This window comes from Acrocarpospora pleiomorpha (genome assembly GCF_009687885.1).
GTDB lineage: Bacteria > Actinomycetota > Actinomycetes > Streptosporangiales > Streptosporangiaceae > Acrocarpospora > Acrocarpospora pleiomorpha.
This window is the reverse complement of the sequence record NZ_BLAF01000007.1, coordinates 279,814-293,121: the sequence shown is the minus strand read 5'-3', so window position 1 is coordinate 293,121 and position 13,308 is coordinate 279,814. Positions and strand designations below refer to the sequence as shown.

Here is a 13,308-nt window from a genome sequence, read left to right as displayed (position 1 = left end):
AATTCGTACTGGTCGCAGGCGCGTGGCTTGGATCGTGGGCGTGGGACGAGGTGGTGCCGGACCTACGCGCAGCCGGTCACGGCACCCATCCGTTGACCCTTTCCGGCCTCGCGGAGAAACAAGGCATCGAGGCAGGGCAACAGACGCACGTCCGGGACATCCTCGATGAGATCGAACAACACGATCTACGAAACGTCATCCTGGTCGGCCACAGTTACTCAGGCATTCCCGTCGGCCAAGCCGCCGAACGCATCGGCGACCGCCTGGCCCACGTGGTCTTCGTCGACTCCAACGTCCCAGCCAACGGCGAGTCATTCGTCTCCGCCTGGCCATCCGGCCGGTCCATGGTGGAGGCATCGATCGCCAACAACAACGGCTTCTGGCCCCCGCTCACCGCCCCCGACTTCGCCGGCCAAGGCCTGACCGACGACCAGATCTCCCGAATCGTCACCGGCTCAACCCCCCACCCCGGCGCCGCCCTCACCGAACCAGCCGTCCTGACCCGCCCCCTCAGCGACCTCCCGGCCACCTACATCAAATGCCTACTCGACGGCGACGAACCAAACCCCGACGTGGCCGCCCTCCTCACCAGCCCCCACTGGCACCTGATCAAAATGAACACCGGCCACTGGCCCATGTTCTCCCAGCCCAACGAACTAGCCCAGATCCTCCTCGAAACGGCCACACAATCAGCCCGCTAGCTCCCTGCTTGAAGATCATTGTGACCACGGGTTGGTGACGAGCCCGCCTTCGTAGGCCGCGATGACGAGCTGGGCCCGGTCGCGGGTGTACAGCTTGGCCAGGAGGCGGCCGATGTGCGTCATGACCGTGCCGACGGTGAGGTGAAGGTGCTCGGCGATCTCGGAGTAGAAGATCAGGACTGCGGCCACCGCACCAGACGCGCACGCCGCCAAGCCCGCCACCGACCATCCGACCGAAGTGGTGGAGGCCACCAGATACAGCCCCACTCCATGACGGGACGTTATCGCCTCACCAGATCACCTGACATCTGCCCACGGTAGGACACCAGCCTCCGTCTCTGGTCATACCTTGCCGGTTGAGGGCAGTCCCGATGACGGACGCCGTTACGACGGGCATCGGCCTCGGGGATGTGGGCACCCCCTCGTTGGAGGGTGGTCTGTGCGCCCGGACATCGCGACAGTTTGACTCAGTTCAACAGTCATTGCCACGCGGGCGAGCTCGAATTGACCGGCTGTGAACGGTGCTTTCGGAAGATCTTCGCTGGTCCGAATGGTATACGATGATAGGTCAAAGTCAGTCGATAGAATCAGGCAGTGGCCGACATGATCCAGGTGAGCGTGCACTCCGATGTGCCCGTGTTTCGACAGATCATCGCTCAACTGTCGTTCCTGATCGAGACTGGCGACCTCAAACCCGGCCAGGTCCTCCCCAGCGCTCGCATGCTGGCCGACAACCTTCACATCAACCGCAATACGGCGGCCCGGGCATATGCCGAGCTGGCCAAGCTCGGCCTGGTCGAGAGTCGCGGACGCAGTGGCACCGTTGTCGTCGGTCCCAGCCCTGCGCATCAAGGCTCGGCCGCGCGGGAGGAAGCCCGGCGCATCTTGGAATCAGCAGCTCGCCAGTGCGTCGACCTCGGCCTCACGGCGGCTGAGATCCAGTCGCTCGCGATGAGCGTCGCCATTCGCGCGGAAGACCACATGCTCAAGGTTTCGTTCGTGGAATGCAACGCCGACCGGGCCGAGTACTTCGCGAGTGCGCTCGAGGCGGCGGTCAGCATCAAGGTCAAGCCCTTGGTCCTCGGTGAGTTCTCCCCTGAGGATGAACAGGCCGACCTCATCCTGACCACGTTCTTTCACCTGGCGCAGGTCCGTAACCTGCCTCGCCGGCCCGGCACCGAAGTTGTCGCCATCGTCGTCGCACCGCACGTTCAAACTCTGATGCAGATCGCCTCCGTGCCCAAGAGCCGAACCGTCGGGATCTGGTACCGCACCGATGACCAGGCCGTGACCGTTCGCGACTGGTTGCAGGATGCGGGCCTCAAGAACCTCCGCATACTCCATGACCTCGAAGGCGCGGAGCTCGATGGAATCGACCTGGTCGTGATACCAGACCAGCAGCCGGAGTTGAAGGCAGCCCTCGAGCCGAAGGTGAATGTGATCGAGTTCGGGAACGTGCTCGACGCCGCCTCCATTCGCATGGTGAACGAGGTGGTCCGGGACATGCAGGCGGCCAAGCGCGGCGACGTCACAGTTGTGTAGGCGTACTGCGGGCCGTCGGCTCGATCTGCGCGCACGACAGATGCCAACGATGTGCTGCCGCGCGACTCCGAGGGCGCTCCTCCGCAGGTGCTGGTGATCACCCGTCCACGGCGGATCCTGGCCCGGAGGATCACACGATCTGAATGACGGGTCATGTCGGACATGATTCGCGACCCTGAGAACCCAGGTCGACCGGTTCCGTGGAGTTACCGGTGGCGCACGCTGTTGTGCTCGTACGACCTAAGGGAGACAATTGGTTCGAAATATGGCATAGGTATCGGGTTTTTAAGCGCACAAGAGGAGTGACATGAGCGACGCGAAGGAGCGCGCCCGGGAAGCACATCTCGTTCGGTACGGGACGCGTTTCGTGCCGACCCTCATCACGAGGGCGGCGGGAACGTTCGTCTTCGACGAGGACGGCCGACAGATCCTTGATTTCACATCGGGTCAGATGAGCGCGGTCCTGGGGCACTCGCACCCCGATATCGTGCGCGTCGTCTCGGATTCGGTGGCGTCGCTGGACCATCTCTTCAGCGGGATGCTGAGCCCGCCCGTTCTCGAGTTCGCTGATCGGCTGGTGGGCACTCTTCCCCCGGACCTGAGCAAGGTGCTGCTCCTGACGACCGGCGCGGAGTCCAACGAAGCCGCCATCAAGATGGCGAAGCTCTACACGGGCCGCCATGAGATCGTCTCGCTCGACCGCTCCTGGCACGGAATGACGTTCGGGGCCTCGGCGGCGACGTTCTCAGCGGGCCGCCGCGGTTACGGTCCGAGCGCGCCGGGCAACTTTGTCCTCCCCACGCCGAACGCCTATCGATCGCCGTTCAGGCACGCCGATGGGTCCTATGACTGGGAGGCCGAGCTCGACTACGGTTTCGCGCTCGTCGATCAGCAGTCGACAGGGGATCTGGCGGCATGTCTCGTCGAGCCGATTCTCTCGTCGGGCGGAATCATCGAGCTTCCAGCCGGCTATCTCGTTCGTCTGCAGCAGTTGTGCAGGGAACGTGGAATGCTCCTCATTCTCGACGAAGCCCAGACAGGCCTGGGGCGTACCGGTGACATGTACGCCTTCGAGCGCGACGGCGTCGTGCCCGACATCCTCACGTTGTCGAAGACGCTGGGCGCGGGACTCCCCGTCGCCGCGGTCGTGACCACGTCAGAGATCGAGCAGGGCTGCTCGGATCGGGGATTTCTGTTCTTCACCACCCACGTCAATGATCCTCTCGCGGCCGCCGTCGCCTCGACGGTGCTCGACGTGATCGCTCGTGACGAGCTTGTCGCGCGTGCGCGCCAGCTGGGCCTGGTGCTCGGGGAGCGTCTGGAGAGTCTGCGTCAGCGATATGACGTCGTCGGTGACGTCCGAGGCCGCGGACTGCTGCAGGGCATCGAACTCGTGAAGGACCGTCGCACCAAGGAGCCCGCTGATGCGTTGGGGCAGGCCGTCACGGCGGCCTGCTTCAGACGAGGACTCCACCTCAACATCGTCCAGCTACCCCGTATGGGCGGCGTCTTTCGTATCGCGCCGCCCTTGACGACGACCGCGGAGGAGCTCGACCAGGGCATGGACATCCTGCGGGCGTCTCTCGACGCGGTGCTCGACGGTCGCGAGTAAGCCAATTGCCACCAGATAAGTCCATCGATTACTTGAACCGGGCAGCCGACCAGGTACGACCGTGGGCAGGGATGGTTTTGTCACCGTGTTGAGGTGATCGAAGTAAGAGAGCTGACGAAGCGATACGGCTCGACGCTCGCATTGGACCGGCTGTCCTTCCATGTTCACCCCAGGCGAGTGACCGGCCTTCTGGGGCCCAACGGCGCGGGGAAATCCACGACCTTGCGCGTCGTCGTCGGCCTTCATGAGGCGACGTCCGGTGTGGCCCTGGTCAACGGGCGTCGATACGCGGAGATCAGCCGGCCGCTGTTCGAGGTGGGCGCGCTGCTCGACGCCGGTGCCGTACACCCGGGCCGTACCGCATTCGACCAGATCGCCTGCCTGGCCCGCAGTCACCGCATCGGCTTCTCCCGGATCATGACGCTCTACGTGGTCGCAGCACTGGGGGCGGGAGGTCGCAGTCTCTCGCCGCGACTCGTGATGTCGTCGGTTAACCGACCAACTGCTCTGCCAGCAGCAGCACGCCGATTCCGACCATCGCGGCGCCGGAGAAGCGGGTCACCGCCCGTGCCGCGGCAGGCCGCGCCCGCAGCACTCGCCGCGCCCCCGCGCCCACCCCCGTGTAGACCACGGCGCAGCTGGCCACGTGAACCAGCCCCAGCACCACGATCTGCACCGCGACCGGCCACGCCGCGTCCGGGTCGGCGAACTGCGGCAGCAGTGCCAAGAACAGCAGAAACACCTTCGGGTTGAGCCCGCTGATCCCCGCGCCTTTCGCCACCTGACGTACCCATGAGCCGGCGGCGGGCTCCGCACCGGCCTGCGGGGCCGACGGGCGGGCGAGCGTGCCGATCCCCAGCCACACCAGATACGCCGCGCCCGCCACCGTCAGCGCGGTCATCACCAGCGGCGAGCGGGCCACCAGAGCGGCCACCCCGGCCGCCACCACCGCGGTGGCCGCCAGATGCCCGATCAGCAGACCGCCCACCGCGGGCAGCACCGTGCGATGCCGCAGCCCTGCCGCGATCGCGTACGCCCAGTCCGCCCCCGGTGTCACCACGAACATCAACGACACCGCCCAGAACGCGGCGACGGTACCGACCGCCATGACCTCGCACCTCTTTCCACTTGGGGGAACCCCAGAGGGAAGGTTAGGTACGATTGCCCGAAATGTGCTTCCAAACTTTCCCAGCGCAACCGGTCTGTGGGGGAGAATCTGCCCCGTGGACGATGTAGACCGGAGAATCCTTGCCGAGCTCCAGCAGGACGGACGCCTCACCGTCACCGAACTCGCTGAACGCGTCCGCCTCAGCGTCTCGCCCTGCCACCGCCGGCTACGCGCCCTGGAGCGCTCCGGCGCGATCAGCGGCTACCGCGCGGACCTCGACGCCAACGCCCTCGGCCTGACCTTCGAGGCCCTCGTCTTCGTCACCATGCGCGCCGCGGACCGCGACACCGTCGACGCCTTCGAACAGGCGGTCGCCGCTGTACCCCACGTCCTGCAAGCCCAACGGCTCTTCGGCGACCCCGACTACCTCCTGCGCGTCATCACCCGCGACCTACCCGCCTTCCAGCGCCTCTACGACGACCGCCTCGCCACCCTCCCCGGCGTCCAGCGCCTCAGCTCCACCCTCGTCATGAAGAGCGTCGTCGAGCACCGTCCCTTGCCCCTGTGACGTTGGGCACCGCGAGCTCGCGGTCCCCAACGCCCACCCCTGGGACAGCAGCCTTCGGGCCGTCCGCCCACCCCTTACGCCGTTATCGGGCGGCGACGGCCTCGGTGGCCTCGGCGTCGTTGTCCGCCCAGGGGCGGAGTTCTTGGGGCCGCGCAGAGCGATGGGGTGGGAGATCTCGGTCTCTCTCGCCGCGACTCGTGATGACGGGTCAGGCGGTTCGGCACCGGCGGTGAACGTGGTCGCGGCAGCACTGATCCTGCTGTCGGTGCTGAGAAGAAGGTGGACCTGATCTGCAAGGATCTAGATCAAATCCGTAACAGAATCGGGTGCGCGTTCAGGTGAGGCGTACGGGATGGGACCGGGGGTTGTTCCGTCGTCGGGGACGTCAAGGGGCTTGTCAGGCAAGCTGTCCGACCCGTTGAGGAAATGTGCTGATCGGATGGGTCTGGCGACAGCGCTGGGCGGAGTGTTCGCCCGCCCGGTGACACCACTTGGGAAAGCAGCTGGCCGGGAAGGGTGCTGATGGTGGTGTGGGGTGGTCAGCCGAGGCTGGCTCTGCCGTGTCTCCAGTAGCCGCGGAAGGAGATGTTGGATTTGGGGACGTTGCGGTCGTTGACGAGATGCCTGCGGATGCCGGTGGCGAGCGCGGACTCGCCTGCGGCCCAGGCGTAGTAGGGGCCGGGGCGGAGTTGCGCGGCCTGTACGGCCTGCAGAGCGAGCGTGCCCGGTCTTATGGAGGGTTCGTTGCGGGGCAACCAGTGGATCTTCGTGGCTGCGGGCGCGGTGACCTCGCCGCGGATGTCGTCGCTGGCGGGTACTTCGAGGAACACCTCGGCGGGCAGCGCGTCGGGGGAATGTTCCAGGATCGCGAGGATCGCCGGTAACGCGCTCTCGTCGCCGACGAGCAGTTGCCAGGCGGCGCCGGCGGTGGGTACGTAGCCGCATCCCTCGTCGAGGAAAGCGACCTCGTCGCCCGGCTCGGCCGCCAGCGCCCAAGCGGTTCCCGGAGCGGCGGACCGGTCCGAGTCCGGCTCCTCGTGGAGGGAGAACTCGATGTCGAACGCGGACATCTCCGGCCGGAAGCGCCGGATCGAGTACGACCTGACTCGCGGCCGCCTCTTGGCCGATTGCAGAGTGTACTGGAGCATCCACTTCTCGCTGGTCGGGAGCACGACCTCATCCTGACCGGGTCCTGCGAAGAACAGGCGGCCCGCCTGGTCGTACCCGGACTGTTCCAGGTACTGGAAGTCGTTTCCACCCAGGGTGATAGACACAAAGTGAGGACTGATCCGTTCGCGGCCCTGGACGGTCAGCGCCAACATCCGCCGGTGGCGCGGGCGCCGGTACCCGGCCGCCAATGATCCGAGGCTACTCAACGGTCCCTCCGGTATGCGCCCATACCTCACTGTTCATGAGGCCGATCCTTGTCCTGCCGCAGCCGCCGCACCACCGGTAAGCTGACGCGCGATGCAGGAAACCCGCCAACCTTCCCCGCCATCCGCAAGGCCGGTAGAAACGACGCCTCGCGGTGGAGGCTGGCTCCCGCACGGCTACCACCTGGACACCCACTCCCACCCCGATGGCCAGCTGGTGTACGCGGCCGCCGGCGCCTTGGCCACGACGACCGAGCGCGGAACCTGGCTGGCGCCTGCCAACCGGGTGACGTGGACGCCGCCGGGGTTCGAGCACTCCCACCGCTTCTACGGCAGGACCGACGCCCGTGTCGTCGCCATTCCGGCCGACGAGTGCGGTGAACTCGTGGCGCACCCCAGCGTGTTCGGGGTGAGCCCGCTACTGCGCGAAGCCCTCCTGGCACTGACCGGCGGGAGCGGGAGACCTCCGGGCGCCGACGGGCGGTTGCGCGCGGTGGTGATCGACGAGCTCGGTGAGACTCCCGAGCAGTCCTTGCACTTGCCCGAGCCGCGTGACGACCGGCTGCGCGTCGTCACCGATCTCCTGCACGCCGATCCGGGTCAGACCACAACCCTGGCGGAGCTGGGGCGCACCGCGGGGGCGAGCGAGCGCACCCTCAGCCGGCTGTTCCACACCGACCTCGGCATGAGTTTCCGCCGCTGGCGCACGATCTTGCGCGTCCACCACGCCCTGGTCCACCTCACCGACGGCCAGTCCGTCACCGACACCGCGATCGCGTGCGGGTGGTCCAACCCCTCGACTTTCATCGAAGCCTTCACCGCCGTTGTCGGCCAGACTCCGGGCCGTTACCAGGTCGACCTGCACCACCACGGCAAGTAGCGGCAACCGGCCCCTGCGGCTCACCGCCAAGTTTGGCGGCTTTTCGTTATGGACTGTCCGGTTGTCGGTTGTCGGCAACCGCTGCCGGATTCACAGTGGTGGTCGACGGCCCGTGATCCATCCGGGCCGTCAACGTCCACATTTCTTCGAGGAGTAGGGAAAGCACATGATCCAGGCGGATGAGAACACCACCGTGGTCATCGTGGGCGGCGGAGTCGCCGGGCTCGCGTTGGGCAATTTCCTGGTGCGCAGCGGAATCAGTTGCATCGTCTTGGAGAAGCACAGCCGTGAATACGTCGAGCAGCGGCAACGGGCTGGGGCTCTCGATGCCGGAGGGGTGCGCATGTTGCACGAATGGGGGATGGGGGAGGTGGTGGAAGGCCACAGCCTCGGTACCTCCGATTCGGGTATGCCGATGCTGGTCGACGGAGAGAAGCGGTATTGGAAGGCGGACGAGGACGACGCGGATGATTTTGACGGTGCCTACTGCCCTCAGCAGGTCCTCGTCCGGAACCTCATCAAGGTTTTCCTCCGCGACGGCGGTGACCTTCGCTTCGAAGCCGAAGACGTTTCGCTGGAATGCCTCGACACCGAGCGTCCCCTGGTTCGTTATCGGGATGCGGCCGGCTCGACGAAGGTGCTCGGCTGTGACTTCGTCGCCGGCAGCGACGGCTACCACGGCGTCAGCAGGACGGCCATTCCCGCCGACGTTCTCACCTGCTACACCCATGAGTTCGGGTACGCCTGGCTGACTGTCATGACGGAGGTGCCGGCGGATCCGCTGGCGGTGCTGGCAGTGCACTCTCGCGGCTTCGCCGCGCAGATCACTCGCGGCCCGAACGCGAGCCGTCTCTACCTGCAGTGCCCGGTCACCGACACCATCGAACAATGGCCGGACGAGCGCGTCTGGAACGAACTGGAAGCTCGTTTCGGCGCACCCGTGGCGGCCAAGGGCCCGATCACGAGCAAGCAGGTCGTGCCGCTGCGCGGTGTGGTGTTCAGCCCCATGAGCCACGGCAGGCTCTACCTGCTCGGGGACGCGGCACACCTCATCTCCCCGATGAGCGCGGAAGGGATGAGCCTCGCCCTCCACGACGCCGAAGTGTTCGCCCGCGCGGTCATCCACCACGCCCAGAACGACGACTCGTGTCTGCTCGACAGCTACTCCGACACCTGCCTGAGCCACACGTGGGAGCGTCAGGCATCCGCGGTCTGGATGACCGACACCATGCACGACTCCGGTGACACCTCCTACACAGGGGAGTTCCGCAAGCGGATCGCCCGGGTGAACCTGGAAACGCTGTTGGAACCACCTGCGGCAAATCGCCTTTCCGAGTAATCGGCAAGCGGTCTTCGTGCCGTCCGCTCACCGCTTACGCCGTTAGCGGGCGGCGACGGCCTCGGTGGTCTCGGCGTCGTCGTCCGCCACGGGGGCGGAGTTCTTGGGGCCGCGCAGGGCGATGTAGACGAACAGGACGCCCATGACGGCGACGCCTGCCCACATGGCCTGCTGCCAGCCGTCGACGAAGGACTGCTGGGCGGCGCGGACCAGGTCTTCGGCGTGCGAGCCGGTGGTGCCCGCCACCTCGACGGCGTTGGCGATGCCTTCGCGCGCGGTGTCCGCGGCATCCTGGGGAATGTCCTGCAGGCGGTCGTCGATGGCGCTGCGGTAGCCGGCGGACAGCAGCGCCCCGAGCAGGGCGACACCGAGGGCGGTGCCGAACTCGCGGGTGACGTCGTTGAGCGCGGAGGCGACACCCTGCTTCTCGCGCGGCAGGGAGCCGGTGATGGCCTCGGTGGAGGGGGTCATCGACAGGCCCATGCCGATGCCCATGGCGAGCATGCCGGGCAGGATGGTCAGGTAGCCGCCGTCAGCGGAGACGAAGAGGGCCATGAGGGCCAGGCCGGCGGCGGCCAGCGCGATGCCTGTGGCCATGGTCGAGCGAGAACCGATGCGTACGGCCAGCTTGGGGGCGAGGCCGGAGGTCATCATCATCATGACGGCCATGGGCATCAGGGCCAGCGTGGACAGCAGCCCCGACCAGCCGAGCACGGCCTGGAAGAACGGGAAGAGGACCACGGCGATGCCCGCCTGGACGCCGAAGACCACCAGCAGCGTGATCGAGCCGCCGGCCAGAGCACGCTCCCGGAACAGGCGTACGTCCAGCAGCGAGGCGTCCCGGCGGTGCCGCTCCCAGGCCACGAAGCCGATCGCGGCGATGAGACCGACAGCGAGACTGATCAGAGTCGCGGGCGCGGTCCAGCCACGCTCGGGGCCCTCCTGCAGGACGAAGATGAGCCCGACCACCGCGACCGTGGATACCAGCGCGCCGACGGTGTCGAAGCTGTGGGCGGACCTCTCGCGGGAGTTGGGGACCGACTTCAGCATCATGGCCAGGGCCACGATGATCAGGGCCACGGGCAGGACGAACAGCCAGCGCCAGTCGGCGACGTCGACGAGGAGCGCGGAGAGGAACATGCCCAGGATGCCGCCGCCTCCGGCGACGCCGGTCCACACACCGATCGCCGTGCCACGTTCCTCCTCGGGGAAGGTGGAGGTGATGACGGCGAGCGTGATGGGCATGATCATCGCAGCGCCGATACCGCCGGCCACGCGCGCGGCCAGCATCACCTCGGCCGTCGGAGCCAGGCCCGCCATGACGCCGGCGACGCCGAAGACACCCAGCCCGGCGATCAGCATGGGCTTGCGGCCCAGGCGGTCACCGATCGCGCCGAGCGGCAGCAGCAGCGCGGCCAGGGTCAGGGTGTAGATGTTGATGATCCACAAGATAGTGTTCTGCGAGGCGCCGAACTCGACGGCCATGTGCGTCTGGGCGACGTTCAGCCCGGACACCGACGCGATGACGGCCATCAGCGCGATGGAGACGGCGATCAGAATGGTGCGCAGCTGACGCGCATCCGGTGCGCCTCCGCCGCTTCCGTCAGCGGCCGCCACCTGTGGAGGCTGGTCTGTACTCATGGATTCCTCTCAAAATGGGCATGCAGAATCAGCGCCGGAGTAGGTCCGGTCGCCGAAGTGGATGGAGTAGGGGTCCGGCCACCGCGCGCGGGACTCGTACGAGCCTTAACGTCAGGCGGGGGCGACCGCGAGGATGCGGCGGGCCACGACCGTGCCATCGGTCAGGCGCACGCCCGCGATGCCGCCGTCCTCGCTCGTCATGACTTCCCGCACCGGGGTGTCGATGACGCGGATGTCGCCGACGGCGAAGCGCGCTCGGGTGTTCTCGTCGAGATCCGTGCCGTGGGTGAAGTAGACGAGGTCGTCGGTCAGCTGACGGAACAGCAGCGCGTGATGGATCGAGGGAGGGCCGGTGGCGAGGATGCCGATCGGTTCGTCGCGTACCTCCCAGCCGTGGCAGTACGGGCAGTGCACCACACCGTGCCCCCAGTGCTCGGCGAGGCCGGGCACGTCCGGCGGCACGTCCCGCAGGCCGGTGGCCACCAGCACGCGGCGCGCCGTCACCGTGCCGCTGTCGATCACGACGACCGTGCGGCGGGAGCGGGCCAGTATCAGCGCACCGTTCAAGCCCGCCGCGCCGCCGCCGATCACCACAACGTCCACGGTCTCACCAGGCAGTGCGTCGCTCGCGTAGCAAGAAGTCTGCACAGACATGTCGCGCCCTTTCCTCCAGCCGCTTCGGGCCTTCCGCACACGACGTTAAACCCGCATTGCGAGAAGGGCATACGATGTTGCGCATGACGCAAGAAAGTGGAGAGCTGGACAGCCTCGTACGCAAACGCATCCGCGCTCTGCGGGTCGCGCAGGGCTGGTCCCTGGACGAACTGGCCACCCGCGCCAACCTCAGCCAGTCCTCACTGAGCCGCATCGAGAACGGTCAGCGCCGTCTCGCCCTGGACCAGCTCGTCACCCTCGCCCGCGCCCTGGACACCACCCTCGACCAGCTCGTCGAGACCGCCGCCGACGACGTCGTCACCAGCCCGATGATCGACGCCACCCACGGCCTGATGCGCTGGCCCGTGAAGGCCGACCCCGGCATGAGCGTCGTACGCCAGCGCATGACCGAGCCACCGCCCGACAACCCCGCCCGCATGCGTGCCCACCCCGGCCGGGAATGGCTGGTCGTCCTCTCCGGCACCGCGATCCTCATGCTGGGCCATCGGCGCTTCCGTCTCGAGACCAACCAGGCCGCCGAGTTCCCCACCATGATGCCGCACGCCATCGGCGTCGAAGGCGGACCGTGTGACATTCTGGGCATCTTCGACCGCGATGCCCGCCGCGGACACCAGCGCGACAACGGCAGCGACCCCGACACCCCTGGCATCCGCGAATGACGGCAACGCGCGCCCTCGGTCCGGGTGCGCCTTGCGCGTCGGGCATTGCCACGCGCTGACATCTTGCGCATTCCGGGAGCCGTCGTGCCGCATAAGCAAACCCGCCTTACGGTGACGGCATGACCCACGCACACCCGCACGCTCCCCACCACGGCGCGCAGCACGGCCACCACCAGCAGGACGACGCCGGCCAGGCGGAAATCCTCGACCTGGACGCGGAAGTCCTCGCCGAGCACATCGCCGCCATCACCGCATGGCTGCCCCTGAAAACCAGCCCGCGCCAGATCGTCGACCTGGGCTGCGGCACGGGAGCGGGCACCTTCGCCCTCCTGAACCGTTTCCCCGAGGCTCACGTCATCGCCGTCGACGCCTCGCTCGGACACCTTCAGCGCCTGCGGGAGAAGGCGTGCGCCCAGGATCTGGACGACCGTGTGCGGATCGTGCAGGCCGACCTCGACGCCGCCGACTGGCCCGACCTCGGGACGCCGGACCTGGTCTGGGCCTCCGCCTCGATGCACCACATGGCCGACCCCGACCACGCCCTGCGCAACGTCCACGACATGCTCCCGTCCGGCGGCCTGTTCGCCGTCGTCGAGCTGGCCGGGTTGCCCCGCTTCCTGCCAGAAGGCGCCCCCGAAGACCGGCCCGGCCTGGAAGACCGCTGCCACGCCGCGACCGATCACTTCCACGCCGAACACGTGCCCCACCGCGGCGCCGACTGGGGACCGATGCTCACCGCCGCCGGGTTCACCCTCGACGGCGAGCGCACCATCACCGTGAACATCGACGGCGCCCACAGCGAAGCCATCGGCCGCTACGCCCTGGGCGCGCTTCGGCGCATCCGCGGCGTCGCCGCCGAATCGCTCCCGGCCGAAGACCTCGCCGCGCTCGACCGGCTGCTCGACACGGACAGCCCCCACAGCATCCTGCGCCGCGACGACCTCTCGGTACGCACCGAGCGCACCGTCTGGGCCGCACGCCGCACCTGACCCTCAACTCACGCAGATCGCCCGCATCGTCTTGCCTTATACGCAATGTTTGATGCCTTCCGGGCCTGCGGTGATCCCGGCCACCCCCTCTGCGCAGACACCGACTCGCTACAGCCGTCACGACGGGACGGGAGCCGATGCACCGTTTGCTTCCTACAACCCGGATGCGGGCCGATATGCTCGCAGCTCACCGGAATGGCTGTCGTGAGGGGACCTCAGAT

The 13,308-nt window shown here is 67.3% G+C and carries 13 protein-coding genes and 1 pseudogene; 9 read left to right on the top strand and 5 right to left on the bottom strand.

Annotation, left to right across the window (positions count from 1 at the left end):
- A partial coding sequence (locus Aple_RS07195; protein WP_246264199.1) for an alpha/beta fold hydrolase occupies window positions 1–701 on the top strand: 701 nt, incomplete at its 5' end.
- A gap of 15 nt (window positions 702–716) precedes the next feature.
- Here the strand turns inward: Aple_RS07195 and Aple_RS56205 are convergent.
- On the bottom strand, window positions 717–968 hold the full coding sequence (locus Aple_RS56205; RefSeq protein ID WP_373869573.1) for a response regulator transcription factor: 252 nt from the start codon (window positions 966–968) through the stop codon (window positions 717–719).
- 336 nt (window positions 969–1,304) lie between these two features.
- On the opposite strand from Aple_RS56205, the gene Aple_RS07185 reads away from it, so the two are divergent.
- The 3 genes and pseudogenes from Aple_RS07185 to Aple_RS55465 all read left to right on the top strand — a co-directional run.
- The gene (locus tag Aple_RS07185; RefSeq protein WP_246264206.1) at window positions 1,305–2,243 is read left to right on the top strand and encodes a GntR family transcriptional regulator; all 939 of its coding nucleotides are present in this window, start codon (window positions 1,305–1,307) and stop codon (window positions 2,241–2,243) included.
- 307 nt (window positions 2,244–2,550) lie between these two features.
- Window positions 2,551–3,855, top strand: a complete 1,305-nt coding sequence (locus Aple_RS07180) for an aspartate aminotransferase family protein (protein ID WP_155343673.1) — start codon at window positions 2,551–2,553, stop codon at window positions 3,853–3,855.
- Window positions 3,856–3,948: 93 nt separating this feature from the next.
- Window positions 3,949–4,161: pseudogene (locus tag Aple_RS55465) on the top strand (ATP-binding cassette domain-containing protein); the annotation flags it as partial.
- Between the two features lie 184 nt (window positions 4,162–4,345).
- On the opposite strand, the gene Aple_RS07170 reads toward Aple_RS55465, so the two are convergent.
- On the bottom strand, window positions 4,346–4,963 hold the full coding sequence (locus Aple_RS07170) for a LysE family translocator (protein ID WP_155343672.1): 618 nt from the start codon (window positions 4,961–4,963) through the stop codon (window positions 4,346–4,348).
- 115 nt (window positions 4,964–5,078) lie between these two features.
- On the opposite strand from Aple_RS07170, the gene Aple_RS07165 reads away from it, so the two are divergent.
- Window positions 5,079–5,531, top strand: coding sequence for an Lrp/AsnC family transcriptional regulator (locus Aple_RS07165; protein WP_155343671.1), 453 nt, complete (start codon window positions 5,079–5,081; stop codon window positions 5,529–5,531).
- Between the two features lie 539 nt (window positions 5,532–6,070).
- Here the strand turns inward: Aple_RS07165 and Aple_RS07160 are convergent.
- On the bottom strand, window positions 6,071–6,853 hold the full coding sequence (locus tag Aple_RS07160; RefSeq protein ID WP_155343702.1) for a siderophore-interacting protein: 783 nt from the start codon (window positions 6,851–6,853) through the stop codon (window positions 6,071–6,073).
- Between the two features lie 145 nt (window positions 6,854–6,998).
- On the opposite strand from Aple_RS07160, the gene Aple_RS07155 reads away from it, so the two are divergent.
- The gene (locus Aple_RS07155) at window positions 6,999–7,784 is read left to right on the top strand and encodes a helix-turn-helix domain-containing protein (protein ID WP_155343670.1); all 786 of its coding nucleotides are present in this window, start codon (window positions 6,999–7,001) and stop codon (window positions 7,782–7,784) included.
- Window positions 7,785–7,950: 166 nt separating this feature from the next.
- A complete protein-coding gene (locus Aple_RS07150) occupies window positions 7,951–9,123 on the top strand; it encodes a 4-hydroxybenzoate 3-monooxygenase (protein ID WP_155343669.1) in 1,173 nt (390 codons plus the stop codon).
- A 42-nt stretch (window positions 9,124–9,165) separates the two neighbouring features.
- Here the strand turns inward: Aple_RS07150 and Aple_RS07145 are convergent, their stop codons facing one another.
- A complete protein-coding gene (locus Aple_RS07145) occupies window positions 9,166–10,764 on the bottom strand; it encodes an MFS transporter (RefSeq protein WP_155343668.1) in 1,599 nt (532 codons plus the stop codon).
- 111 nt (window positions 10,765–10,875) lie between these two features.
- Entirely contained in the window at window positions 10,876–11,367 is a 492-nt protein-coding gene (locus tag Aple_RS07140; protein WP_246264196.1) for an FAD-binding protein, read from the bottom strand.
- A gap of 134 nt (window positions 11,368–11,501) precedes the next feature.
- Here Aple_RS07140 and Aple_RS07135 point away from each other — a divergent pair, with 134 nt between their 5' ends.
- Both Aple_RS07135 and Aple_RS07130 read left to right on the top strand, forming a co-directional pair.
- A complete protein-coding gene (locus Aple_RS07135) occupies window positions 11,502–12,098 on the top strand; it encodes a helix-turn-helix domain-containing protein (protein WP_218038159.1) in 597 nt (198 codons plus the stop codon).
- A 119-nt stretch (window positions 12,099–12,217) separates the two neighbouring features.
- A complete protein-coding gene (locus tag Aple_RS07130; RefSeq protein ID WP_155343666.1) occupies window positions 12,218–13,087 on the top strand; it encodes a class I SAM-dependent methyltransferase in 870 nt (289 codons plus the stop codon).
- Window positions 13,088–13,308 lie beyond the last annotated feature (221 nt).

Coding starts and splice junctions, on each gene's coding strand:
- Aple_RS07185 (WP_246264206.1), top strand. CDS start 1,305: ATGATCCAGGTGAGCGTGCACTCCGATGTGCCCGTGTTTCGACAGATC.
- Aple_RS07180 (WP_155343673.1), top strand. CDS start 2,551: ATGAGCGACGCGAAGGAGCGCGCCCGGGAAGCACATCTCGTTCGGTAC.
- Aple_RS07170 (WP_155343672.1), bottom strand. CDS start 4,963: ATGGCGGTCGGTACCGTCGCCGCGTTCTGGGCGGTGTCGTTGATGTTC.
- Aple_RS07160 (WP_155343702.1), bottom strand. CDS start 6,853: ATGTTGGCGCTGACCGTCCAGGGCCGCGAACGGATCAGTCCTCACTTT.
- Aple_RS07155 (WP_155343670.1), top strand. CDS start 6,999: ATGCAGGAAACCCGCCAACCTTCCCCGCCATCCGCAAGGCCGGTAGAA.
- Aple_RS07150 (WP_155343669.1), top strand. CDS start 7,951: ATGATCCAGGCGGATGAGAACACCACCGTGGTCATCGTGGGCGGCGGA.
- Aple_RS07145 (WP_155343668.1), bottom strand. CDS start 10,764: ATGAGTACAGACCAGCCTCCACAGGTGGCGGCCGCTGACGGAAGCGGC.
- Aple_RS07135 (WP_218038159.1), top strand. CDS start 11,502: ATGACGCAAGAAAGTGGAGAGCTGGACAGCCTCGTACGCAAACGCATC.
- Aple_RS07130 (WP_155343666.1), top strand. CDS start 12,218: ATGACCCACGCACACCCGCACGCTCCCCACCACGGCGCGCAGCACGGC.